This window comes from Azospirillum rugosum, from assembly GCF_017876155.1.
In the GTDB taxonomy this organism is placed as follows: domain Bacteria; phylum Pseudomonadota; class Alphaproteobacteria; order Azospirillales; family Azospirillaceae; genus Azospirillum; species Azospirillum rugosum.
The window spans coordinates 119863-142475 of the sequence record NZ_JAGINP010000008.1 but is presented as its reverse complement, the minus strand read 5'-3'; the positions used below and the strand labels follow the sequence as shown (position 1 = coordinate 142475).

Annotated in this window: 19 protein-coding genes and 1 pseudogene; 13 read left to right on the top strand and 7 right to left on the bottom strand. The window is 69.1% G+C overall.

Features of this window, described 5'->3' with window-relative positions:
- Window positions 1-17: 17 nt before the first annotated feature.
- From J2851_RS13020 to J2851_RS13010, 3 genes and pseudogenes are all read right to left on the bottom strand, one after another.
- A complete protein-coding gene (locus J2851_RS13020) occupies window positions 18-863 on the bottom strand; it encodes a phytanoyl-CoA dioxygenase family protein (protein WP_209766701.1) in 846 nt (281 codons plus the stop codon).
- Entirely contained in the window at window positions 863-2212 is a 1350-nt protein-coding gene (locus J2851_RS13015; protein WP_209766700.1) for an MATE family efflux transporter, read from the bottom strand. The genes J2851_RS13020 and J2851_RS13015 overlap by 1 nt, the downstream gene beginning before the upstream one ends.
- 16 nt (window positions 2213-2228) lie before the next feature.
- Window positions 2229-2978: pseudogene (locus tag J2851_RS13010) on the bottom strand (aldolase); the annotation flags it as partial.
- A gap of 161 nt (window positions 2979-3139) precedes the next feature.
- On the opposite strand from J2851_RS13010, the gene J2851_RS13005 reads away from it, so the two are divergent.
- Window positions 3140-4021, top strand: a complete 882-nt coding sequence (locus J2851_RS13005; protein WP_209766698.1) for a TauD/TfdA dioxygenase family protein — start codon at window positions 3140-3142, stop codon at window positions 4019-4021.
- A 19-nt stretch (window positions 4022-4040) separates the two neighbouring features.
- Here the strand turns inward: J2851_RS13005 and J2851_RS13000 are convergent, their stop codons facing one another.
- A complete protein-coding gene (locus tag J2851_RS13000; protein WP_209766697.1) occupies window positions 4041-4976 on the bottom strand; it encodes a 2-hydroxyacid dehydrogenase in 936 nt (311 codons plus the stop codon).
- Between the two features lie 150 nt (window positions 4977-5126).
- Window positions 5127-5312 carry a hypothetical protein gene (locus J2851_RS12995; protein ID WP_209766696.1) on the bottom strand — a complete coding sequence of 62 codons (186 nt, stop codon included), beginning with the start codon at window positions 5310-5312 and terminating at the stop codon, window positions 5127-5129.
- Between the two features lie 229 nt (window positions 5313-5541).
- Between J2851_RS12995 and speB the strand changes: the two genes are divergently transcribed.
- The 3 genes from speB (at window position 5542) to J2851_RS12980 (ending at window position 7878) form a co-directional block, all read left to right on the top strand.
- Window positions 5542-6501 carry an agmatinase gene (gene speB, locus J2851_RS12990; protein WP_209766695.1) on the top strand — a complete coding sequence of 320 codons (960 nt, stop codon included), beginning with the start codon at window positions 5542-5544 and terminating at the stop codon, window positions 6499-6501.
- A 180-nt stretch (window positions 6502-6681) separates the two neighbouring features.
- On the top strand, window positions 6682-7431 hold the full coding sequence (locus J2851_RS12985; RefSeq protein ID WP_209766694.1) for an SDR family oxidoreductase: 750 nt from the start codon (window positions 6682-6684) through the stop codon (window positions 7429-7431).
- Window positions 7432-7461: 30 nt separating this feature from the next.
- On the top strand, window positions 7462-7878 hold the full coding sequence (locus tag J2851_RS12980; protein WP_209766693.1) for a cupin domain-containing protein: 417 nt from the start codon (window positions 7462-7464) through the stop codon (window positions 7876-7878).
- On the opposite strand, the gene J2851_RS12975 is transcribed toward J2851_RS12980, so the two are convergent.
- Entirely contained in the window at window positions 7862-10966 is a 3105-nt protein-coding gene (locus tag J2851_RS12975; RefSeq protein WP_209766692.1) for a multidrug efflux RND transporter permease subunit, read from the bottom strand. The genes J2851_RS12980 and J2851_RS12975 overlap by 17 nt on opposite strands.
- Window positions 10963-12177 (bottom strand): efflux RND transporter periplasmic adaptor subunit, encoded by a 1215-nt coding sequence (locus J2851_RS12970; RefSeq protein ID WP_209766691.1) that lies wholly within the window; start codon window positions 12175-12177, stop codon window positions 10963-10965. Before J2851_RS12970 ends, J2851_RS12975 begins: the two co-directional genes overlap by 4 nt.
- A gap of 568 nt (window positions 12178-12745) precedes the next feature.
- Here J2851_RS12970 and poxB point away from each other — a divergent pair.
- From poxB to J2851_RS12925, 9 genes are all read left to right on the top strand, one after another.
- On the top strand, window positions 12746-14482 hold the full coding sequence (gene poxB, locus J2851_RS12965) for a ubiquinone-dependent pyruvate dehydrogenase (RefSeq protein ID WP_209766690.1): 1737 nt from the start codon (window positions 12746-12748) through the stop codon (window positions 14480-14482).
- Between the two features lie 209 nt (window positions 14483-14691).
- A complete protein-coding gene (locus tag J2851_RS12960; protein WP_246500623.1) occupies window positions 14692-16185 on the top strand; it encodes a sensor histidine kinase in 1494 nt (497 codons plus the stop codon).
- Window positions 16182-16817, top strand: coding sequence for a response regulator transcription factor (locus tag J2851_RS12955; protein WP_209766688.1), 636 nt, complete (start codon window positions 16182-16184; stop codon window positions 16815-16817). The genes J2851_RS12960 and J2851_RS12955 overlap by 4 nt, the downstream gene beginning before the upstream one ends.
- Window positions 16818-16957: 140 nt before the next feature.
- Window positions 16958-17329, top strand: coding sequence for a response regulator transcription factor (locus J2851_RS12950; protein ID WP_307420492.1), 372 nt, complete (start codon window positions 16958-16960; stop codon window positions 17327-17329).
- A gap of 419 nt (window positions 17330-17748) precedes the next feature.
- Complete coding sequence (locus tag J2851_RS12945) at window positions 17749-18888, top strand: DUF3734 domain-containing protein (protein WP_246500622.1); 1140 nt, start codon at window positions 17749-17751, stop codon at window positions 18886-18888.
- Window positions 18889-18917: 29 nt separating this feature from the next.
- Window positions 18918-19661 (top strand): acetoacetate decarboxylase, encoded by a 744-nt coding sequence (locus tag J2851_RS12940; RefSeq protein ID WP_209766686.1) that lies wholly within the window; start codon window positions 18918-18920, stop codon window positions 19659-19661.
- A 38-nt stretch (window positions 19662-19699) separates the two neighbouring features.
- On the top strand, window positions 19700-20473 hold the full coding sequence (locus tag J2851_RS12935; RefSeq protein WP_209766685.1) for a 3-hydroxybutyrate dehydrogenase: 774 nt from the start codon (window positions 19700-19702) through the stop codon (window positions 20471-20473).
- A 200-nt stretch (window positions 20474-20673) separates the two neighbouring features.
- Window positions 20674-22152: an NAD-dependent succinate-semialdehyde dehydrogenase gene (locus J2851_RS12930; RefSeq protein ID WP_307419785.1), complete on the top strand. Its 1479-nt coding sequence runs from the start codon at window positions 20674-20676 to the stop codon at window positions 22150-22152.
- Between the two features lie 17 nt (window positions 22153-22169).
- A complete protein-coding gene (locus J2851_RS12925; RefSeq protein WP_209766684.1) occupies window positions 22170-22544 on the top strand; it encodes a RidA family protein in 375 nt (124 codons plus the stop codon).
- Window positions 22545-22613 lie beyond the last annotated feature (69 nt).

The following is a 22613-nucleotide window of genomic DNA, read 5'->3' as shown; positions in this document are numbered from 1 at the left end:
ATGCCCGGCAGGGCGGGTCAGTAAGGCCGGTCCGGAAAGGTCACCGTCTCGCCGGGCAGACGCGGCCCCATCAGGACATTCTCGTGGTAGGTCGACAGGATGGCGCGGCGGCCCAGCACGTTGGCCTCGGTCAGGCCGGGCTCCGGCACCGGCTCCGGCGCGAAATGGCCCCAGCGGTCCACCCCGCGGACCAGCTGGCCGGAGCCCCGGCCGACATTCTGCCGCGCCTCGGCCGGGGTGTAGTCGTAGAGCAGGGCCATGCGCCGCGCATCGCTGCGGTTCGGGGCCGATCCGTGGACAAGGTTGCTGTGAAATATCGCCGCCTCGCCCGGCGCCAGGGTCAGGTCGACGGCGGCGCTCTCGTCCACGTCGATGACGCGGGCGACGAGGCGGCGGCGCTGGCCCGGCCCTTCGGTCAGGGAGAAGGGACGGACGCGGTCGTGCGTGCCGGGGATCACCCGCAGGCAGCCGTTCTCCGGCGTGGCCGGCGACAGCGCGACGTAGGCGATGACGAAGCACGGGTCCACCTGGATGCGCGCGGAATCCTGATGCCAGCCGTAATCGACCGCCGATCCCGGATTCTTGTTGCGGTAGACGCCGTTGGTCATCAGCACATTGGGGCCGATCAGGTCCTCCACCGCGTCGAGCAGCCGCTCGTTGCAGCCCAGCTCGTAGACCCAGTCCAGCAGCAGGTTCGCCTTGATGTCGAAGGCCCAGGCGATGTCCTGCGGCCGTTCGGCCTCGAACGCCTGGGTGCGGGCGACGAGGTCGGCCACCTCCTCGGGTGACAGCACGGGTATGCCCGACACGAAACCGTCGTCGCGAAAGCCCTGGATCTGCGCGTCGCTCAGCAGCTTGCCCATCATGCCTCCAAAGGTGGAGCGGCCCGGCCGCCGGACGGGCGGCGGGACAGCCACAGGAACCGGGTGAAGAGAAGGCCGGTCGCCAGCAGGCTCGCGGCCCCGATGGCGAGGACGAGGCCATAGGCCCCAAGCCCGGCCCCGATGCACAGCCAATGGCCGGCCGGAACCATGACGGCCACGTAGCACAGCAGGTGGCTGGCGGTCGGCAGCCACGTCTCGCCATAGCCGCGCAGCACGTTGCTGATCAGGCGCTGCATGCCGTCCACCAGATGGACCGGCCCGATCAGCACGATCATCGGGACCGCCAGCGCCGCCAGCGCCGGGTCGTTGGTGTAGAGCGCCAGCACGCCGCCGGGCTGTGCTGCCAGGGCGAGTGCTACGGCGAGCGCCACCGCGCCGAACACGGCAAAGCCCATCCAGGCGGCGCCGACCATGCCCGCCGGATCGTCGCGGCCGCGCGCCTGCGCCACCCGCACCGTTGTGGCGCCACCAACGCCGACCGCGATCATGAACAGCAGCATGTTGACGTTGATGGCGATGGTGTAGGCGGCCAGCTCCCGCGCACCGGCCCAGCCGGCGAACAGCGTCATGGTCGCGAAGGCCCCACTTTCGATGCCCATGCTCAGCCCCTCGGCGACGCCCATCCGGCGCTGCCGCCGCCCGGCCGCCCACGCGTGGTCGGACAGGGCGGGGCGCCCCAGCGCCGTCCGCTCCGGCAGCCGCCACAGGATGAAGCCGACCGCCGCCAGGGCGACGCCGATCCGCACCGCCAGCGTGCCCAGCGCCGCCCCCTCCGCCCCCAGCGCCGGGATCCCGGCGAAGCCGAAGACCAGCACGGCGTCCAGCGCCAGGTTGACGAGGTTCGCCCCCGCCATGATCCAGACCGCCGCGGCTGGCCGGCCCAACCCTTCCAGAAGCATGACGCTGGCGATGTAGACCAGCATCGCCGGCAGCGAGGCGGCGAGGATCATCGCGATCCGGCCCGCCCGTTCCGCCAGCTCGGCCGACAGGCCGGTGGCGAGCAGCAGGTCGGGCGCCTTCGTGGCCAGCAGCACGCCGACCAGCCCGATGGCCAGCGCGTAGACCAGCGACCGCCGCCAGATCGCGCCGGCCTCGTCCAGCCGGCCGCGCCCCACGGCGGCGGAAATCTCCACCATCCCGCCCATCAGCAGGCCCAGGCCGATGATCTGCATGGTCTGCACCACGCTGGACCCGAAGGCGAAGCCGGCCAGCGCGTCGGTGCCGTAATGGCCGACCATCATGCTGTCGACGGCGAGCATCGCGGTCTGGCCCACGCGCGACGCGCTGATCGGCAGGGCCAGCTTGGCAAGGCCGACCAGGGCGGCCAAGCGGCTACTCCCCGGATCAGTCGAGGTAATCGGGGGCCTCCCGCAGAAGCACGCGCTCCAGCGCCGCGAAATGGTAATCGGCCTCAATGGTGGCGAGGTCTGCGAACTGGCGGGCGGTGTGCTCGGCGGCCGCGGGCGGGATGTCCTTCAGCGGCCGGCCGGTGGACTCGGCCACCACCTGCAGCTGGCAGGCGCGCTCCAGGAAATACAGGTCGTGGAACGCCTCCGCGACGCTGCGGCCGTGCACGACGACGCCGTGGTGGGCCAGGAAGACGATGTCCTTGCCCTGCGTGCCGGAGGAGATGCGCCCGCCTTCCTCGGCGTCCATGGCGAGGCCGTTGTAGCTGCCGTCATAGGCGACGCGGTTCCAGAAGCGCAGCGAATTCTGATGGCAGAAGCGCAGCTCCCCGCCCTCCACGCAGGTCAGCGCCGTCGCGTGCAGCATGTGCGTGTGCAGGATGCACACCGCGTCGGGCCGCGCCCGGTGCCCCTCCGTGTGGATGAACAGGGCGGTCGGCTCCACCGTGCCCTGGCCCTCCAGGACCCGGCCGGTGCCGTCGCACAGCAGCAGGCGGCTGGCGGTGATCTCCGACCAGTGCAGGCCCATGGGGTTGATCAGGTACAACTCCTCAGCGCCGGGCAGCCGCACGCTGAAGTGGTTGCAGACCCCCTCGTTCAGGCCGAAGCGCTCGGCCAGCCGCAACGCCGCCGCCAATTGCCGCCGGAAAGTTGAAATCGCCGACATGTCCCTGTCCCTGCCCCTGGAATTGTCTGTTGTTGGCGAGCTTAAGTCAGTAAATCCGGAAGTTCAATGCCGCCAATATCCCCACTGTTGAAAGCACAATTTGAAAACGGTCAAACTACATTGCGCCACCACCATGATATCATCCTGAAGTCGCTGGAACAGGGAATTCAGGGAGAATTTTCATGGCGGGACTTTCCGAATTCGACTACAAGCATTTGGTGTTGGAACCGGTCGGCCCCGGATACGGCGCCGTGGTGACCAACCTCGACCTCAGCCGCCCGCTGCCCGACGCGGTGTGGGCGGAGATCGACCGCGCCTACCTCGACCACCGGGTGATCGTGTTCCGCGACCAGCGGCTGGAGCCGGCGGACATCGTCGCGTGCAGCCGGCGCTTCGGCCACACGGAGACGCACATCGATTCCAGCCACCTGCTGGACGGCCATCCCGAAATCATCATGATCGGCAACCTGAAGGTCGACGGCGTGATGAAGTCCCTGTTCGTCAACGCGCGGGAGGAATGGCACTTCGACTACTCCTACATGCCCACCCCGTCGGTCGGCGCGCTGTTCTACGCGGTGGAGGTGCCGCCGGAAGGCGGCGACACGCTGTTCGCCGACAGCACCGCCGCCTTCGACGCCCTGCCGGAGGACGACAAGGCCCTCCTGCGCGGGCTGACCGCGGTGCATTCCTGGGACCACCTGCACCGCCAGCTCGAAGCCATGGACCCGACGCGCAAGCCGTTGTCCGACGCGGCGCGGGCCAAATACCCGCCGGTGCGCCAGCCGCTCGTCCACCGCCACCCGCGCACCGGCCGCGAATCCCTCTGGCTGTGCCCGCAGGTGATCGTGGAGATCGAGGGCATGGCGCCTGCGGACACCGCCGCCCTGCTGGATCGGCTCAAGACCCACGTGACGGCACCTCCTTACCTGTACCGCCACGCCTGGCGGAAGAACGATCTGGTCGTCTGGGACAACCGCTCCGTCCTGCACACCGCGACGGTCTTCGACTACGAACGGCACCTGCGCCTGCTCTACCGCACCACCATCCTGGCGGACGCCGCCTGAACGCGGCCGGCGCGCAGGCTCAATAGCCGCGCGCCGGGTCCACGAGGTTCAGCAGCGGCGTGCCGGCCATGGCGCGGTCGAAATTCTCGATCACGATGGGGGCGGCGCTGCGCGGGGCGATGCCGCCCGCGACGTGCGGAGTCACCAGGATTTCCGGCAGATCGTAGAAGGGGTGGTCGGCCGGCACCGGCTCCTGCGACAGGACGTCCAGCGTCGCCCCGGCGATGTGGCCGGCGCGGACCAGCGCCGCCAGATCGCCCTCCACCAGATGGCCGCCGCGGCCCATGTTGATGATGCAGCTGCCGGGCCGCATGGCGCCCATCGTCTCCCGGTTCAGGATCCCAGCGGTGTGCTCCGTCAGCGCCAGCACGCAGACGAAGCCCCGCGCCGAGGCCAGGAAGGCCGGCAATTCCTCCCGCCCGGCAAACACCTCGATTCCGTCGATCGGGTGGCGCGACCGCGACCATCCCGTCACCGGAAATCCCAGCGCCCGGATGCGCTGCGCCACGGCGCCGCCGAGCACGCCAAGCCCCATCACCCCGACCGGGAAGTCCGCCTTCGTCGGCGGTTCCTCATGCGCCCAGCGACGCTCCCGCCCCTGCCGCTCGAAGCGGTCGAATCCGCGGAAGTGGCGGTAGACGGCGGTCACCGCGTAATCGACCATGGTCTCCGTCAAATGCGGGTCGATCAGCCGGGCGAGCGGCAGGCCCGGCGGCAGGGTGGACAGGTCCAACTGGTTGATGCCCGCCCCCAGCGACTGGATGGCCTTCAGGTTGCGGTAGGGACCGAGCCCGCCCGGCGGCGGCTTCCACAGCAGGGCGAACTCGAACGCCTCCGGCTCCGCCGCGGCGCGCCAGTCCACCACCTCCAGGTCCGGGCGCAGCGCGCGCACCGCCGCACCCCAGGCGACCGGATCGTCGATGTCGCTCGAAAACAGGATCTTCCCAGCCCCCATTCCTTTTGCCATCGTCCCTTTGCCCTCGTTGTTCGGCTTCCCGACAGGGTCGCAGGTCGCGCGCGCCCGGAGGTTACGAAACACTCAAAGCGGCCTTTGACCCCCGGAGTGCGCCTGCGCAATGCCGGTGCACAAAACATCACCAGACCGTCAACGCCGCCCGCCCCAGAACAGAGCGGCAAGTTGCGCCGCCCGTTCCGTGTCGCCCGCCTCCACGGCGTCCCTGAACAGCCGATAGGGACCGTCGTCTTCCGCCGCCTGGAGCCGCTGCAGGATCATCGCCAGCACGGCCCGGCCGCCGAACAGGGACCGACTGTCGCGAAGCTTCTCCGTCATGCCCGGCCTCCACAGATCGTCTCTGGGCCGGAGTCCGCGCAAATCCCGTGCCGACGGCCGGACCGCCGGTCACATTGGCGGCCTTCAATGCATCCCTTCATCAATCGGAATTTTTGCCGATGGGACCGGCGGCGATGATGGGGCAGGCCTGTTTCAGCGAACAGGGCCGCGGCGGTCGCCAAGGTGGTCGCCAAGACCGCGCCGTCGGAATTCGCAAACTGAGGACATCATGACCGACAAGGATTTCCAGCCCCTCGATTCCGGCATCGTTCCCCGCTTCGCCGGCATGCCGACCTTCATGCGGCTGCCCGTCGCAACGCCGGAGGAGGTGGACATCGCCCTCATCGGCGTGCCCTTCGACGGCGGCACGACGAACCGTCCGGGCACGCGGCACGGCCCCCGCGAGGTGCGCAACCAATCGAGCATCGTGCGCCGCGTCCACCACGCGACGGGGGTATCGCCCTTCGACCTCGCGCGGGTCGGCGACTGCGGCGACGCGCCGATCAACCCGCTGAACCTGGACGAAACCTTGGAGAGCATCGCCGGCTTCTACGCCGGCGTCCGGCGGGCCGGCGCCGCACCGCTCACGGTCGGCGGCGACCACCTGATCACGCTGCCGATCCTGCGCGGCCTGGTGGCGGATGGCCCGGTCGGGCTGATCCATTTCGACGCCCATTCCGACACCTACGACAGCTTCTTCGGCAACCGCTACAACCACGGCACCCCCTTCCGGCGGGCGGTGGAGGAGGGGCTGCTCGACCCCAAGCGCATGGTGCAGATCGGGCTGCGCGGCGCCATCTCCGACGCGGCCAACTACGACTTCGCGAAGGCCGCCGGCATCCGCCTGATCTTCATCGAGGAGTTCGTGGAGCGCGGCGCCAAGGACGTCATGGAGGAAGCCCGCGCGATCGTCGGCAGCCAGCCGACCTACCTGACCTTCGACATCGACGTCCTCGACCCCTGCTTCGCGCCCGGCACCGGCACGCCGGAGATCGGCGGCCTGACCACGCGCGAGGCGCAGGCCATGATCCGGATGGCGCGTGGGCTGAACCTGATCGGCATCGACCTCGTCGAGGTGTCGCCGCCCTTCGACCCGTCCGGCGGCACCGCGATCACCGCCGCGACCCTGATGTTCGAACTGCTCTGCATCCTCGCGGAGTCCGTCGCGGCCAAGCGCCCGCCGGGCTGACGCCGGGCACCTCCCTCCACTCCCAGCCGGAAAATTAACGCAGACTGAGTTAGTCTGCGTTTTCCGCTTGCGCCCGAAAACGCGGACTGATACGGTCTGCGTTATCGAGACGGGGCGTCGAAGTCCGGTCCCAGAATTCGCATCACGGCACGCGGTGCCGGCTGACCGGAGGGTTCACAGATGAAGATCGTCGTTGTCGGTGGCACGGGGCTGATCGGGTCCAAGGTCGTCGCGATCTTGCAGGGCGGCGGCCATGACGTCCTGGCGGCGTCGCCCAGCAAGGGCGTCAACACCGTGACCGGGGAGGGGCTGGACGAGGCGCTGGCCGGTGCTGCCGTCGTCGTCGACGTGGTCAACGCGCCCTCTTTCGAGGACAAGCCGGTGATGGACTTCTTCCACACCTCCGGGCGCAATCTCGCCGCGGCGGAGACGAAGGCCGGGGTCAAGCACCATGTCGCCCTGTCCATCGTCGGCACCGATGGGATCTCCGACCTCGGCTATTTCCGCGCCAAGGTGGAGCAGGAACGGCTGATCAAGGAATCCGGCATCCCCTACACCATCGTCCGCGCCACCCAGTTCCTGGAATTCCTCCCCATGCTCGCCGACGGCCATGCGGACGGCGACCAGGTGCGCATCGCCCCCGTGCTGTTCCAGCCGATCGCGGCCGAGGAGGTCTCGGCGATCCTGGCGGAAACGGCGCTGGCATCCCCGCTTAATGGCACCATTGACATCGCCGGCCCGGAACGCGCGCCCTTCCCCGACATCATCCGGCGCTATCTTAAGGCGGTGGGCGACACGCGCGTGGTCGTCAGCGCCGCAGAGCCGCGCTACTTCGGCGGGCGCGTCGTGGAGCAGTCGCTGGTCCCCACCGGTCCGGCGCGCCTCGGCCGCATCGGCCTGGACGACTGGCTGCGCCGCGCGCGGGCCTGAGCCGCAACCTCCACGCAAAGGAAACGATCCATGAAACGCATTCTCTGCGCGCTGGCGCTCGCCGCGCTGCCCTTCGGCGCCGCCTTGGCCGACACGCCTCAGGCCAAGAACGCCAAGGTGACCCAGGTCTACCAACATCCGCTGCCCAACGTCCCGGGCAAGAGCATCAAGGGCGTGCTCGTCGAATATGGTCCGGGCGGCTTCTCGCCGGCCCACACCCACGCGAAATCGGCGATCATCTACGCCACCGTGCTGGAGGGGGCCATCCGCAGCAAGGTCAACGACGGCCCGGAAAAGACCTACCAGGCCGGCGAGAACTTCACCGAGTTGCCGGGCGACCATCACGGCGTCAGCGCCAATGCCAGCGACAGCCGCCCGGCCAAGCTCCTCGCCGTCTTCGTGGTCGACACGGCGGAGACGGAGCTGACCATCACCGACCCGCGGTGACCGCCTCGGGGATCTGTTCCGATGACCGGCGGCGGGTCAGCCGGTCGAAGGCGAGGTAGATCACCGGCGTGGTGTAGAGGGTCATCAGCTGCGAGACCAGCAGCCCGCCGACCATGGCGTAGCCCAGCGGCTGGCGCAGCTCCGACCCCGTGCCGGTGCCCAGCATCAGCGGCACGCCGCCCAGCAGGGCCGCCATGGTCGTCATCAGGATGGGGCGGAAGCGCAGCAGGCAGGCCTCCCGGATCGCGTCGCGCGGGGGCAGGCCGCGCTCCCGCTCCGCCGCCATGGCGAAATCGACCAGCATGATGCCGTTCTTCTTCACGATGCCGATCAGCAGGATCAAGCCGATCAGCCCGATCACGTCGAACGGCATGCCGGCCAGCCACAGGGTGGTCAGCGCGCCAAGTCCGGCCGAGGGCAGGGTGGACAGGATGGTCAGGGGATGGACCGTGCTTTCGTACAGCACGCCCAGGATGATGTAGACGACGACCAGCGCCGCCGCGATCAGCGTGGGCACGCTGCCCAGCGAGTCCTGGAAGGCCTGCGCCGTGCCCTGGAACGACCCGACCAGCGCCGCCGGCGCGCCGATCTCGGTCATCGCGCCCGTGATGGCCTGCGTCGCTTGGCTCAACGACACGTTCGGGGCGAGGTTGAAGGACAGGGTGACCGCCGGGAACTGACCCTGGTGGTTGATCGACAGGTAGGTGATCGGCCGGGTGGAGATCTTCACCATCGCCGACAGCGGCACCTGCTGCCCGGTGGTCGGGGAGCGCAGGTAGAGCCGCTCCAGCGTTCCGGTCATCCCCTGCAGGTCGGGCGAGACCTCCAGGATGACGTGATAGCTGTTGGTCTGGGTGAAGTACTGCGTCACCTGCCGCTGGCCGAAGGCGTCGTACAGCGTGTCGTCGATCAGCTGTGGCTGGATGCCGAAGCGGGCCGCCTGGTCGCGGTCGATGGTCAGGGTGGCGGTCGTCGCGTTGGTCTGCTGGTCCGACGACAGGTCGCGCAGCTCCGGCAACTTGCCCAGCCGCGCCAGCACCTTGGGCGCCCATTCGTTCAGCTCGTCCAGGTTCGCGTCCTGCAACGTGTACTGGTACTGCGCGTTCGACGCCCGGCCGCCGATGTTGATGTCCTGCGCGGCCTGGAGGTAGAGCCGCACGCCCTGCACCTGCGCCACCTGCGGGCGCAGGCGGTTGATGATCGCGTCGGCGCTGGCCGTCCGCTGGCCGTGCGGCTTCAGCGTGATGAAGAAGCGTCCCATGTTCCCGGGCAGGCCGCCGACCGCCCCGACCGTGCCGACCCAGGTCGCCACGTCCGGATCCTTGCCGATGATGGCGCCGACCTGCTCCTGCATCCGGCTCATGGCGGCGAAGGACACGTCCTGCGGCCCCTGGGTCTGCCCGATGATCAGGCCGGTGTCCTGCTGCGGGAAGAAACCCTTGGGAATGGTCACGAACAGCCAGCCGGTCAGCGCGACCGTCGCCACGAAGAACAGCAGCGTGATCCCCTGGTGGCGGAGCACGACGTCGAGCCCCATCCGGTAGGCGGCGAGGATGCCGTCGAACCCGCGCTCCACCGCGCGGTAGAGGACGCCGTGGCGCGTCTTGTGCTCGTCCTTCAGCAGCCGCGCGCTCATCATCGGCGTCAGCGTCAGCGACACCAGCGCCGACACGGCGATGGTCAGCGTGATGGTGACGGCGAACTCGCGGAACAGGCGGCCGACGATTCCGCCCATCAGCAGCAGCGGGATGAAGACGGCGACCAGCGACAGGCTGATGGAGACGATGGTGAAGCCGATCTCCCCCGCGCCCTTCAGCGCCGCCTCGAACGGCGGCACGCCGTCCTCGATGTGGCGATGGATGTTCTCGATCATCACGATGGCGTCGTCCACGACAAAGCCGACCGCGATGGTCAGCGCCATCAGCGACAGGTTGTCCAGGCTGTAGCCGCAGACATACATCAGCCCCAGCGTCGCCGCGAGCGACAGGGGAACCGTGACCCCGGGAATGACGGTGGCCGGGACGTTGCGCAGGAACAGGAAGATGACCATCACCACCAGCGCGATGGTCAGCAGCAGGGTGAACTGCACGTCCTCCACCGAGGCGCGGATGGTCTGCGTGCGGTCCGACATGATCTCCGTGTGGACCGACGGCGGGATGGAGGCGGTCAGGCGCGGCAGTTCCGCCTTGATGCGGTCGACCGTGTCGATCACGTTGGCGCCCGGCTGCTTGAAGACGATCAGCAGAACGCCGCGCTGCCCGTTCTGCCAGCCCGCCTCCTGGTCGTTCTCCGGCGCCTCCACCGCCTGGCCGATGTCGCGGATGCGCACCGGGGCGCCGTTGCGGTAGGCGACGATGACGTCGTTCCACGGCTCCGCCTTGGTCAGCTGGTCGTTGTCGTAGATGGTGAAGCTGCGCGACGGCCCGTTGATGTTGCCCTTGGGGCCGTTGACGGTCGCCGTGGCGATCACCCCGCGCAGATCCTCCAGCGACAATCCCATGCCGGCGATCTTGGCCGGGTCCACCTGGATGCGCACGGCGGGCTTCTGCTCGCCGCCGATGGTCACCTGGGAGACGCCGCTGATCTGGCTGATCTGCTGCGCCAGCCGGGTGTCGGCATAGTCGTCCACCTGGGTGATCGGCAACGCATCGGAATGGACGGCCAGGATCAGCACCGGGCTGTCGGCCGGGTTGACCTTTCGGTAGGTCGGCGGGCTGGGCAGGTTCTTGGGCAGCTGGCCACCCGCCGCGTTGATGGCCGTCTGCACGTCCTGCGCCGCACCGTCGATGTTGCGGTCGAGCACGAACTGGACCGTCACCTGCGTGTTGCCGAGCGTGCTGGTGGAGGTCAGCTGCGTCACGCCCGGAATCTCGGCGAACTGCCGCTCCAGCGGCTGCGCCACCGTGGCGGCCATCGTCTCCGGGCTGGCGCCGGGCAGGGAGGCGGAAACCTGGATGGTCGGGAAGTCCACCTGCGGCAGGGGCGCCACGGGCAGCAGCGGGTAGGCCGCCGCGCCGGCCAGCAGCAGCGCCGCCATCAGCAGCGCGGTGGCGATCGGGCGGCGGATGAAGGGGGCGGAGATGTTCATGGCGCACCCGCCTCTTGCTGGACCGCCTCCTCCTGGATCGCCTCCGGCTGGACGGCGACGCGGACGCCCGGCTGGACCTTCAGCTGGCCGGAAACGATCACCCGCTCGCCCTCGCTGAGGCCGGCAGCGATGACCGCGGCCTGCGCGCCGATCCGCGCCGCGGTGACGGTGCGCATCTCCACCGTGCCGTCGGGCGTCACGACGTAGACGTACAGCGACCCGTTGGGGCCGCGCTGCACCGCGTCGGGCGGGACGGTCAGGGCGCCCTTGTCGGTGCGCAGCAGCAGGTCCGCCTCCACGAACTCGCCCGGCCACAGCGCGTTGTCGGCGTTCGGGAACTCCGCCTTCAGCTGAATGGTGCCGGTGGTCTGGTCGATCTGGTTGTTGATCAGCTTCAGGACGCCGTCGTCGGCCCGCGTCCGGTTCTCCCTGCTGGTCGCCGAAACGGCCAGCGTGCCTTTGGACATCGCGGCCTGGACGGCTTGCAGGTGGCCCTCCGGCAAGGTGAAGACGACGTCGATCGGGCGCGTCTGGGTGACCACGACGATGCCCGTGCTATCGGTCGCGTGCACGATGTTGCCGGCGTCTATGTTGCGGAAGCCCGCCCGCCCGTTCACCGGCGACCGGATCAGCGTGTAGCCCAGCTGCACCTGCGCGTTGTCGATGGTCGCCTGGTCGCCCCTGATCTGGGCCTGGAGTTCGGCGACCTGGGCGCGCTGCGTGTCCGCCTGCTGGCGGGAGGAGAAGTCCCGCTGGGCCAGCGTCTCGAAGCGGGCGAGGTCGAGCTGCGCGTTGGCGAGCGACGCCTCGTCCTGCGCCTTCTTGGCGGTGGCCTGGTCGAGGGCGGCCTGGAAGGGGCGGGGATCGATCTGGGCCAGCGGATCGCCGGCCTTGACCTCCTGACCCTCGGTGAAGAAGACCTTCTGCAACTCGCCGTCGACGCGGGAATGCACCGTCACGGTGTTCAGCGCCTGAACCGTCCCGATGCCCGACAGCCGGAACGGCACGTCCTGCCGCGCGACGGAGGCAACGCTGACCGGGATGGGCGGCGGTGGCGTCGGCGCCGCGGGCTTGTCCGCCCGGCCGTGGAGGATGTAGGCGCAAACGCCGCCGCCCAGCAGGGCGAGGGCCAGGACCGCGCCGACGGTCCGCCCGTGACGGGGCCCGTGCGGGAGCGTGTCCGGGGCCGTCCAAGTCGAGGCCTGACTCATGGGAATCCCTTTGTTCGCAGTCGCGCCACCGGCGCGCGACGCCCAGGGGGCTGCGCCGGGTCGGCCCAGTGTTTCTCGGTCCGCGGCGGGGAGTTGTTTTGAAAAGCGCGCGTTTGCCGTGCGCGGTCCCGGTCGCGAGGCGGATGCCTTCCCAGCATTTAAAAAATGGTCGGGTAAAAAAATGGTCGGGCGGCTTGCCTTTTCGGGGCATGAGACAAACCGCCCGACCAGTCCGGTCTGGGAGGAGAACCGGAAGTTTCGCTGCCTTCGCTACCGTGCAAGGAAAGACAGAGGAGCTGTCAGTCAAACTACGCCAGGACTCCGCGCCGGAACACCATACTTAGGTCTATCGGGCCAATACACTGGAACAGATCGCTCCTATAGGCATCGCTTCTCGCGCCTCCTCATCGTGAATCGGATTTCGCGCGAATTGGGTAGGACCTGATATTGCCGTGCGATCATTCAACGAAGATGTCGGCCGTTCAATAACGAACGGGTTCGCCTATGTTGCTCTGCGGACCATGTGAAGACGGCGCGGAGCGCCACAACCGTCCACGGAGACACCGTCATGTCAGAAACCGTTGCGGACCAGTTCGCGGCCGTTCTCGCCGCCGCCGGCGTGAAGAGGATCTACGGGGTGGTCGGGGACAGCCTGAACGGCCTCACCGACGCGCTGCGCCGTAAGGGCAAGATCGAATGGATCCACGTCCGGCATGAGGAGGTGGCAGCCTTCGCGGCCGGGGCGGATGCGCACGTGACCGGCTCGCTGGCCGTCTGTGCCGGAAGCTGCGGCCCCGGCAACCTGCACCTCATCAACGGCCTGTTCGACTGCCACCGCTCCCGCGCGCCGGTGCTGGCCATCGCCGCGCATATCCCCTCGTCCGAGATCGGCTCCGGCTATTTCCAGGAAACCCAGCCGCAGGAGCTGTTCCGCGATTGCAGCCACTATTGCGAGCTGGTGTCCAGCCCGTCGCAGATGCCGCGCACGCTGGAGATCGCCATCCGCGCGGCGGTGGGCAAGCGCGGCGTGTCGGTCATCACCCTGCCGGGCGACGTCGCCTTGCAGGCCGCCGCGGCCGCGCCGCCGCCGAAGCTGCACGGCCTGCTGCCGCCGGACCCGGTCGTGACGCCGGGCCCGGAGGATCTGGAGCGGCTGGCCGCCCTGCTGAACGGGGACGGGCGCGTCACGCTTCTGTGCGGCTCGGGCTGCCAGGGCGCGCATGACGAACTTCTGGCCCTGGGCGAGCGTCTCCAGTCCCCCATGGTCCATGCCCTGCGCGGCAAGGAGCATGTGGAGTGGGAGAACCCCTATGACGTCGGCATGACCGGCCTGATCGGCTTTTCTTCCGGCTATTACGCCATGCGCGATTGCGACGTGCTGCTGATGCTGGGCACCGACTTCCCCTACCGCCAGTTCTACCCGGAGGGCTCAAACGTCCGCATCGCCCAGGTCGATATCCGTGCGGAGCAGATCGGGCGGCGCGCGCCGGTCGACCTCGGCGTGGTGGGCGACGTGCGCGCCACGCTGCGCGCGCTGCTGCCGCTGCTGAAGCGCAAGACGGACGGCCGGCATCTGGCGACGGCGCGCCAGCATTACACGAAGGCGCGCAAGCAGCTGGACTCGCTGGCGGACGGCAGCAGCGGCCACCGGCCCATCCACCCGCAGCAGGTCGCGAAGGCGATCAGCGACCACGCCTCCGACGACGCCGTGTTCACCTGCGACGTCGGGCTCCCGACCGTCTGGGCGGCGCGCTATCTGGCGATGAACGGTCGGCGGCGCCTGGTCGGGTCCTTCTGGCACGGCTCGATGGCCAACGCCATGGCCCAGGCGATCGGCGTCCAGGCCGCCTTTCCGGGACGCCAGGTGGTCGCGCTGTCGGGCGACGGCGGCTTCACCATGCTGATGGGCGACTTCCTCAGCCTCGGTCAGCTCGGCCTGCCGGTGAAGGTGGTCGTCTTCAACAACGGCACGCTCGGCTTCGTGGAGCTTGAGCAGAAGTCGACCGGCTTCATCAACACCGGCACGGAGCTGAAGAACCCGAACTTCGCCGCCATGGCCGAAGCCGCCGGCGTGCGCGGAATCCGGGTCGAGGATCCGGCCGATGTCGACGCCGCGATCGCCGACGCGCTGGCCCACGATGGCCCCGTGCTCGTCGACGCGGTGGTGAACCGGACGGAGCTGGCGATGCCGCCGTCGATCACCCTGGAAATGGCCAAGGGATTCTCGCTCTACATGGTGAAGGCCATCATGAGCGGCAAAGCGGACGACATCATCGACCTCGCCAAGTCCAACCTGTGGCGGTAGCTATCCGTGGCCGATGAAATAAGCCGAATTGGCGGAATGGCGTTCTGGATCCGGCGCGGTGATCCATCCTACCGTTCCGCCACGTTCGAACGGTTTCACGAATCCAAGACATGCCGACGATGACCGGGCCCCAAAGCTTGAACGGGCCCCAATGTTTGAAAAGGCAGCGGGATGATCGCCGGGCCGGGATCCTCGCCGTTCCGCTGGCCATGGCGATCTTCGCCGTGGACACCTTCACCGAGGTGGAGATCGCCGTCGCGGTCCTCTACGCCATCGCGCTGCTGATCGCCGCGCGGGGGCTGACCCGGACGGGCATTGTCCGGCTGGGCTGCGGCTTCGCCGGGCTGACGCTGGCATCCTTCCTGCTGTCCCACTGGTCGGACATGGGCGTCGGCTCGGCCCTGCGCTGCGCTGTGTCGATCGCGGCCATCCTGATCACCACCTTCCTGCTGGAACGCGACCAGCGGTCGCGGGAACTGCTCGTCCAGACCAACGCGGCGCTGGCGCGCAGCGAAAAACGCTTCCGTTCCATCTTCGAGCAGGCGCGCTTTTCCCTGTGGGAGCAGGACTACACGGCGGTGCGGTCCGCGCTGGACGACCTCGGCGTGCGGGACGGCGCCGACCTCATGGCGCGGGTCGAGGCGCAGCCGGGCCTGGCCCGGCGCCTCACCAGCCTCATCACCACGACCGACGTGAACGACGCGACGCTGGAACTGCTCGGCGCTACCGACCGCGCGGAGGTGCTGGGATCGCTGGAACGCTTCCTGCCGCCGGACGACCCGTCGATGTGCCTGATCCTGCGCGCCCTGGTGGACGGCCGCGACCGGTACGAGGGGCGCGCGCGCCTGATCGGCCTGGACGGGCGCCCGCGCACCGTCCTGCTCGCCATCGCCCTGCCGGACGACGACGTCGGCTTCGGGCAGGTGGTCGTGGGCGTGGTGGACATCACCCAGCGGGAAAAGACGCAGGAGGCGCTGCTGGCCGCCCAGGCGGAGCTGGCGCGCGCCTCCCGCGCGGCCACCATGGGCGCCCTGTCGGCGTCCATCGCGCACGAGGTGAACCAGCCGCTGGGCGCCGTGGTGATGAACGCGCAGACCTGCCTGCGCTGGCTGCGCCGCGATCCCCCCGACATCGAGGCCGCGGCCAAGGCGGCGGAGCGCACGGTGCGCGACGGCAAGCGCGCCAGCGAGATCGTGCAGCGGACCCGCGGCATGCTGGTGAAGAGCGCCCCGCGGGACGAGACGATCGACCTGCGCGATCTGGTCCGCGAAACGGCGCTGCTGCTGGAGCGCGAACTCGCCGCCCACAATGCTACGCTGCGCACCGACCTCGCGGCCGACGTCCCGCCGGTCACCGCCAGCCGGGTGGAGATGCAGCAGGTGCTGATCAACCTGATGACCAACGGCCTCCAGGCGATGAGCGAGGCGCGCTCCCCCGTGCGCGAACTGGCCGTCGCGGTGCGCAGCCCGGAGCCGGGGCTGGTCAGCCTGTCCGTCCGGGACCGTGGTGCCGGCATCAGCGAGGAGAACCTGGCCAGGCTCTTCGACCCCTTCTTCACGACGAAAGCGGACGGGATGGGCATGGGGCTGGCGATCTGCCGCTCGACCATCGAGGCGCGCGGAGGCACACTGACCGCAAGAAACCATGCGGACGGGGGCGCGGAGTTCGACGTCGTGCTCCCCGCGGGAGAGGGGGCATCATGACGCAGAAGGCGGACACCGGCGCGGCGGACCAGCCGCTCGTCCTGGTCGTCGACGACGACGAACACATCCGGGAGGCGCTGTGCGACCTGCTGCGCTCCGTCGGGATCGAGGCGCTCTGCTTCGCCTCCACGCAGGAGTTCCTGCAGGCCACCCTGCCGGACCGGCCCGGCTGCCTCATCCTCGACGTCCGCCTGCCCGGCCTCAGCGGGCTGGAGTTCCAGCGGCACCTCGCGAGTGCGGGCAACCCGATGCCCATCGTCTTCATGACCGGCTACGGCGACATCCCGATGTCGGTCCGCGCCATGAAGGCCGGGGCCTCCGACTTCCTGACCAAGCCCTTCCGCGACCAGGACATGCTCGACGCGGTGTCCGGCGCCATCGAGAAGGACCGCGCCCGGCGGGCGAGCCGCGGCGCCGCGCAAGAGGCGGAGGCGCAGGCCGCCACCCTGACTCCGCGCGAACGCGAAGTGATGAACGCGGTCGTCAAAGGGCTGATGAACAAACAAATCGCCGGGAACCTTGGAATAAGCGAAGTGACGGTCAAGCTGCACCGCGGTAACGTCATGCGCAAAATGCAGGTGAGATCTGTCGCCGACCTCGTCCGCAAGGTGGAGCTTCTGGAATCCTCATGACCGCGCCGGTCCTATCCAGTCCTAATCGCGATCCTAGACGTATGTGTAGTATCTTCGTCCGGGCTTCTCGGTGACGATGGGGCAAGCGCAACGGTTTCGCGCCAGCCATTCCAAGCGTCCAGTCCGAAAGGCGATGGTCCGTGTGTTCTGCACCTGTCATAGCGGTGGTCGACGATGACGATTCCATTCGCGAAGCGCTCGGCGACCTGATCCGGTCGCTCGGCTACCGGTGCCTGGGCTTCGCGTCGGCGGAGGACTTCCTCGGCTTCGCCGACCGGCCTTCCATCGCCTGCATGATCTCGGACGTCAAGATGCCGGGCCTGACCGGCCTGGAGTTGCAGGATCGCCTCAATGCCGAGGGGCACCCGCCGCCGATCATCTTCATGACCAGCTACGCCGACGACGCGACGAAGGCGAAGGCCATGGGCGGCGGCGCCCGGTGTATTTTCGGCAAGCCGGTCGACGACGACGACCTGATCGCCTGCCTGCATTCCGTCGTGGACGCGCACTGACCCCGCACGCCCTCCGTCCCGCCGCGCAACCCTGAACCGCCACGGCCCCGCCGCGGCGGTTTTTTGCCGTGTACGCGCCCTCGCCAACCCCGCCCTATACGTTGGTCCAGATCACGCCGCCATGAAGTCAGGTTCCGGCCACACGGCAGTGTGATGGTGCTCCCGGGCCCCGGGGCGGATGATGGGCCCTGTCAGCCGCCGAGACCCGTTGGTTTCCAGCCTGGGCCAGCAAGCCTCGGCCGATAAAACCTAGGTTTGATTCCGGGTGCGGCGCGGACGGCTTATCCCTGTCAAGGCCGCGCCCTCGCTCACCGAAGGCGGACAGACCGGGCGGGCAGAATGGAGAGACGCCGATGCCCCATGACCAGTGGCTTCCGAACGCGGCCCCATCCGCCGCACGCCGCCCAAAGGCAAACCGAATGGATCGCCGCCCGCCCTTCGAATGCATCGCCCTCCTGTTGCAGGGCGGCGGCGCGCTGGGCTCCTACCAGGCCGGCGTGTACGAGGCCCTGGCCGAGGCCGACCTGCACCCGGACTGGGTGGCCGGCATCTCGATCGGGGCGATCAACGCAGCGATCATCGCCGGCAACCCCAGGGCGGAGCGCGTGGCGAAGCTGTGCGCCTTCTGGGAGTCCGTCACCGCGAACCCCTGGGCCGACTGGATGACCGGCGTGCCGCAATGGACCCCGCGCGGCGATTCCGCCCGCTCGCTGTTCAACCAGATGAGCGCCGCCAAGGCGCTGTTCGACGGTGCCGCCGGCTTCTTCGCGCCGCGCCGCCCCGCCCCCTGGCTGCAGCCGTTGGGCTCGCCGGAGGCGACGAGCTGGTACGACACCGGCGCGCTGAAGAGCACGCTGGAACGCCTCATCGACTTCGACCGGCTGAACAGTGGGGAGACGCGCTTCAGCGTCGGCGCGGTCAACGTGCGCACCGGAAACTTCGTCTATTTCGACACCACCACCCACACCATCCGGCCGGAGCATGTGATGGCGAGCGGTTCGCTGCCGCCCGGCTTCCCGGCGGTGGAGATCGAGGGGGAGCATTACTGGGACGGCGGCCTCGTCTCCAACACGCCGCTGCAATGGGTGGTCGACAGCCAGCCACGGCAGGACACGCTGGCCTTCCAGGTCGATCTGTGGAGCGCGCGGGGCGCCTTCCCGCGCAGCCTCGCCGAGGTCGCGACCCGGCAGAAGGAAATCCAGTATTCCAGCCGCACGCGCGCCAGCACCGACCAGTTCAAGACCATGCAGCGCGCCCGCCATGCGCTCGCCGGCCTGCTGTCGAAGCTGCCGCCCGAGTTGCGCGCCAGCGAGGAGGCGGAGTTGCTGAGCGCGATGGCCGACCGCAAGGTCTACAGCATCGTGCACCTGATCTACCGGTCGAAGGAGTACGAGGGCCACTCCAAGGACTACGAATTCTCGCGCCTGACCATGCAGGACCACTGGCGCGCCGGTTACCACGACGCCCTGCGCACGCTGCGCCACCCGGAGGTGCTGGAGCGGCCGTCGAACCACGACGGCGTCTTCACCTTCGACCTCGCCGCCGACGGCCGCGAATAGACCACCCCATCCCCTGAAGGACACCGGACATGAAAGCAGCCGATGTGCGCGAGCGCGCCTTCGCCATGCCGCTGGTCAGCCCCGCCTATCCGCCGGGCCCGTACCGTTTCATCGACCGCGAGTTCCTGGTCATCACCTACCGCACCGACCCGGCGAAGCTGCGGGCCGTCGTGCCCGAACCGCTGGAGATCGACCCCAACGAGCCGCTGGTGAAGTACGAGTTCATCCGCATGCCGGATTCCAGCGGCTTCGGCGACTACACCGAGACCGGGCAGGTCATCCCGGTGTCCTTCCAGGGGCGCCGCGGCGGCTACACCCACTGCATGTTCCTGAACGACGAGCCGGCCATCGCTGGCGGCCGCGAGCTTTGGGGCTTCCCGAAGAAGCTCGGCAACCCGGCGCTGGCCGTGGCGTCCGACACGCTGGTGGGCACGCTCGACTACGGGCCGGTCCGCGTCGCGACGGGCACCATGGGCTACAAGCACCGGGCGCTCGACCCGGCGGCGGTCAAGGCGTCGCTGGAGGGGCCGAACTTCCTGCTGAAGATCATCCCGCACGTCGACGGCAGCCCGCGCATCTGCGAACTGGTCGAATACCACCTGGAGGACATCGCGCTGAAGGGCGCCTGGACCGGCCCCGCGGCACTCGCCCTCACGCCGCACGCGCTCGCCCCGGTCGCCGACCTGCCGGTGCTGGAGGTCGTGTCGGCGACCCACCTCGTCGCCGACCTGACCCTGGGGCTCGGCACGGTCGTGCACGACTACCTGCGCTGATCCACCCCGGTCAAAATTTTCCCGAACAGAGGACAACCATGCGCCTGAAGGACAAAGTCGCTCTCGTGACCGGTGCCGCCAGCGGCATCGGCAAGGAAATCGCCCGGACCTTCGCCCGCGAAGGCGCCCGCGTCGTTATCGCCGACCTGAACCTGGACGCCGCCGAGGCCACCGCCCGCGAACTCAATGAGACGGCCCCGCTCGGCGCCTTTGGCATCGCGATGGACGTCGCCGACGAGGCGCAGGTGGAGGCCGGCATGGCCAAGGTGGTCGCCACGGCGGGCCACCTCGACATCCTGGTCAGCAACGCCGGCATCCAGACCATCGCGCCGCTCGACGAGTTCGACTTCGGCAAGTGGAAGCGGCTCCTGGCCATCCACCTCGACGGCGCCTTCCTGACGACGCGGGCGGCGCTGCGCCAGATGTACAGGCAGGGCACCGGCGGCAGCATCATCTACATGGGCTCCGTGCATTCGAAGGAGGCCTCGCTGCTCAAGGCCCCCTACGTGACGGCCAAGCACGGCCTGATCGGGCTCGCCAAGGTGGTCGCCAAGGAAGGCGCCAAGCACGGCGTGCGCGCCAACGTGATCTGCCCCGGCTTCGTGCGCACCCCGCTCGTCGACAAGCAGATCCCGGAGCAGGCCAAGGAACTCGGCATCTCCGAAGACCGCGTGGTCAAGGAGATCATGCTGAAGGACACGGTCGACGGCGAGTTCACCACGGAGCAGGACGTGGCCGAGGCCGCCCTGTTCTTCGCCGGCTTCGAATCCAACGCCCTGACCGGCCAATCGCTGGTCGTCAGCCACGGCTGATTCATGCAGTAACGAACCGCACCGGCCGCTGACCTAGTCCCCTCTCCCCTCTGGGGAGAGGGTTAGGGTGAGGGGGCTCCGGCGGATGCAGAGCTGTCCGGTCCCCCCTCAACCCCCTCACCCCGACCCTCTCCCCAGAGGGGAGAGGGGGAAACGGCCAACGCCAGCGCCCCTCTGAAATTATTTAAGGAGTGCAGCCCGTGCTGCAGGAACGGACGAACGCGCCCGCGGCCGAGGCCGCTTACCCGGAACTCGGCCTGCTGATCGACGGTGATTGGCTGGGAGCCGGGGAACGGGCGGGGCAGGAGGTCGTCGACCCGGCGACCGGGGCGGTGCTGGGGCGGCTGCCGCATGCCACCCCGGCGGATCTGGACCGCGCCGTCGCGGCGGCGGAGCGGGCCTTCGCCTCCTGGCGGACCAGCTCGCCCATGACCCGCTCGGCGGTGCTGCGCCGCTTCGCCGATCTGGTGCGGGCCAACGCGGAGGACATCGCCCGCGGCATCACGCTCGACCAGGGCAAGCCGCTGGCCGAGGCGCTGGCCGAGGTGCGTTTCTCGGCGGAGCACGCGGACTGGCACGCGGAGGAGTGTCGGCGCATCTACGGCCGCATCATCCCGCCGCGCGACCCGCGGATCAGCCAGTCGGTGGTGCGGGAGCCGGTCGGCGTCTGCGCCGCCTTCACGCCCTGGAACTTCCCCTTCAGCCAAGCAGTACGCAAGGTCTGCGCGGCGCTGGGGGCCGGCTGCACCATCATCCTGAAGGGGCCGGAGGACACGCCGTCGGCCGTCGTCGCCATCGGCCGGCTGTTCACCGAGGCCGGCCTGCCGCCCGGCTGCCTGAACCTCGTCTGGGGTGAGCCGGCGGAGGTGTCGCGCGCGCTAATCGAGGCGCCGGCGGTGAAGAAGGTGTCCTTCACCGGCTCCGTCCCCGTCGGCAAGCGGCTGGCGGCGCTGGCCGGGCAGCACATGAAGCGCACCACCATGGAGCTGGGCGGCCACGCGCCGGTCCTGGTGTCCGAGGACGCCGACGTGGAGGCCGCGGCCGACGCGCTGGCGGCGGCGAAGCTGCGCAACGCGGGCCAGGTCTGCATCTCGCCCACGCGCTTCTACGTGCAGCGGAGCGTCCACGACCGCTTCCTCGACCGCTTCGCCGCGCGCCTGTCCGCCGCGCGGGTCGGCAACGGATTACAGGCGGAGGTGGCGATGGGGCCGCTGTGCCACGCCCGCCGGATCGCCGCCATGGACGCGCTGGTCGAGGACGCGCGGGCGCGCGGCGCCGCCATCGCCACCGGCGGCCAGCGGCTGGACGGGCCGGGATTCTTCTACGCGCCGACGGTCATCCACGGCGCGGCGGACGACATCCTGGCGATGCGGGAGGAGCCCTTCGGGCCGCTCGCCATCGTCACGCCCTTCGACAGCGTGGAGGAGGCGTTGCGCCGCGCCAACAGCCTGCCCTTCGGGCTGGCATCCTACCTGTTCACCCGCTCCGCCGACACGGCGCACGCCGTCTCGCACGGGCTGTCTGCCGGCATGGTGTCGGTGAACCACTTCGGCCTCGCCCTGGCCGAAACGCCCTTCGGCGGCGTGAACGACAGCGGCTATGGCAGCGAGGGCGGTGCGGAGACCTTCGACGGCTATCTCACCACCAAGTTCATCACCCACCTGCACGCGGCACCGTGACCGGGAAGGAACCATTCATGCTCGAACCCATCGACACCGGAATCGCCCCGCCGAAGGGGCCGGTGACGCCCACACTGCGCGCCGGCAACCTCGTCTGGTCGGCGCACATTCCCAAGGACCCGGTCACCGGCGCGATCGTGGAGGGCGACATCCAGACCCAGACCCGCCAGGCGCTGCGCAACCTGGAGCAGGCGATGCGCGCGGCCGGCGGGTCGCTGGCGAACGTGGCGCAGATGTCGATCTACCTGACCGACCGGGCCGACTCCGCGGGCATGAACGCGGTCTACACGGAGTTCTTCACGCCGCCCTATCCCTGCCGCGCGACCGTGGTGGTGAAGGAGCTGCTGTCCCCCGGCGTGCGCATCGAACTGGTCGCGACGGCGGTGATCTGACGGGAGGTCCGCCGCCCATCCCTCCGCAACTGCAATGAAAGTCGATGCATTAATCAAGCAATGTTCAAT

What these genes read in the sequence shown, in the direction of transcription:
- J2851_RS13020 (WP_209766701.1), bottom strand. Translation starts at nt 863, where the DNA reads ATGGGCAAGCTGCTGAGCGACGCGCAGATCCAGGGCTTTCGCGACGAC.
- J2851_RS13005 (WP_209766698.1), top strand. Translation starts at nt 3,140, where the DNA reads ATGGCGGGACTTTCCGAATTCGACTACAAGCATTTGGTGTTGGAACCG.
- J2851_RS13000 (WP_209766697.1), bottom strand. Translation starts at nt 4,976, where the DNA reads ATGGGGGCTGGGAAGATCCTGTTTTCGAGCGACATCGACGATCCGGTC.
- J2851_RS12995 (WP_209766696.1), bottom strand. Translation starts at nt 5,312, where the DNA reads ATGACGGAGAAGCTTCGCGACAGTCGGTCCCTGTTCGGCGGCCGGGCC.
- speB (WP_209766695.1), top strand. Translation starts at nt 5,542, where the DNA reads ATGACCGACAAGGATTTCCAGCCCCTCGATTCCGGCATCGTTCCCCGC.
- J2851_RS12985 (WP_209766694.1), top strand. Translation starts at nt 6,682, where the DNA reads ATGAAGATCGTCGTTGTCGGTGGCACGGGGCTGATCGGGTCCAAGGTC.
- J2851_RS12980 (WP_209766693.1), top strand. Translation starts at nt 7,462, where the DNA reads ATGAAACGCATTCTCTGCGCGCTGGCGCTCGCCGCGCTGCCCTTCGGC.
- J2851_RS12975 (WP_209766692.1), bottom strand. Translation starts at nt 10,966, where the DNA reads ATGAACATCTCCGCCCCCTTCATCCGCCGCCCGATCGCCACCGCGCTG.
- J2851_RS12970 (WP_209766691.1), bottom strand. Translation starts at nt 12,177, where the DNA reads ATGAGTCAGGCCTCGACTTGGACGGCCCCGGACACGCTCCCGCACGGG.
- poxB (WP_209766690.1), top strand. Translation starts at nt 12,746, where the DNA reads ATGTCAGAAACCGTTGCGGACCAGTTCGCGGCCGTTCTCGCCGCCGCC.
- J2851_RS12960 (WP_246500623.1), top strand. Translation starts at nt 14,692, where the DNA reads ATGGCGATCTTCGCCGTGGACACCTTCACCGAGGTGGAGATCGCCGTC.
- J2851_RS12955 (WP_209766688.1), top strand. Translation starts at nt 16,182, where the DNA reads ATGACGCAGAAGGCGGACACCGGCGCGGCGGACCAGCCGCTCGTCCTG.
- J2851_RS12945 (WP_246500622.1), top strand. Translation starts at nt 17,749, where the DNA reads ATGGATCGCCGCCCGCCCTTCGAATGCATCGCCCTCCTGTTGCAGGGC.
- J2851_RS12940 (WP_209766686.1), top strand. Translation starts at nt 18,918, where the DNA reads ATGAAAGCAGCCGATGTGCGCGAGCGCGCCTTCGCCATGCCGCTGGTC.
- J2851_RS12935 (WP_209766685.1), top strand. Translation starts at nt 19,700, where the DNA reads ATGCGCCTGAAGGACAAAGTCGCTCTCGTGACCGGTGCCGCCAGCGGC.
- J2851_RS12925 (WP_209766684.1), top strand. Translation starts at nt 22,170, where the DNA reads ATGCTCGAACCCATCGACACCGGAATCGCCCCGCCGAAGGGGCCGGTG.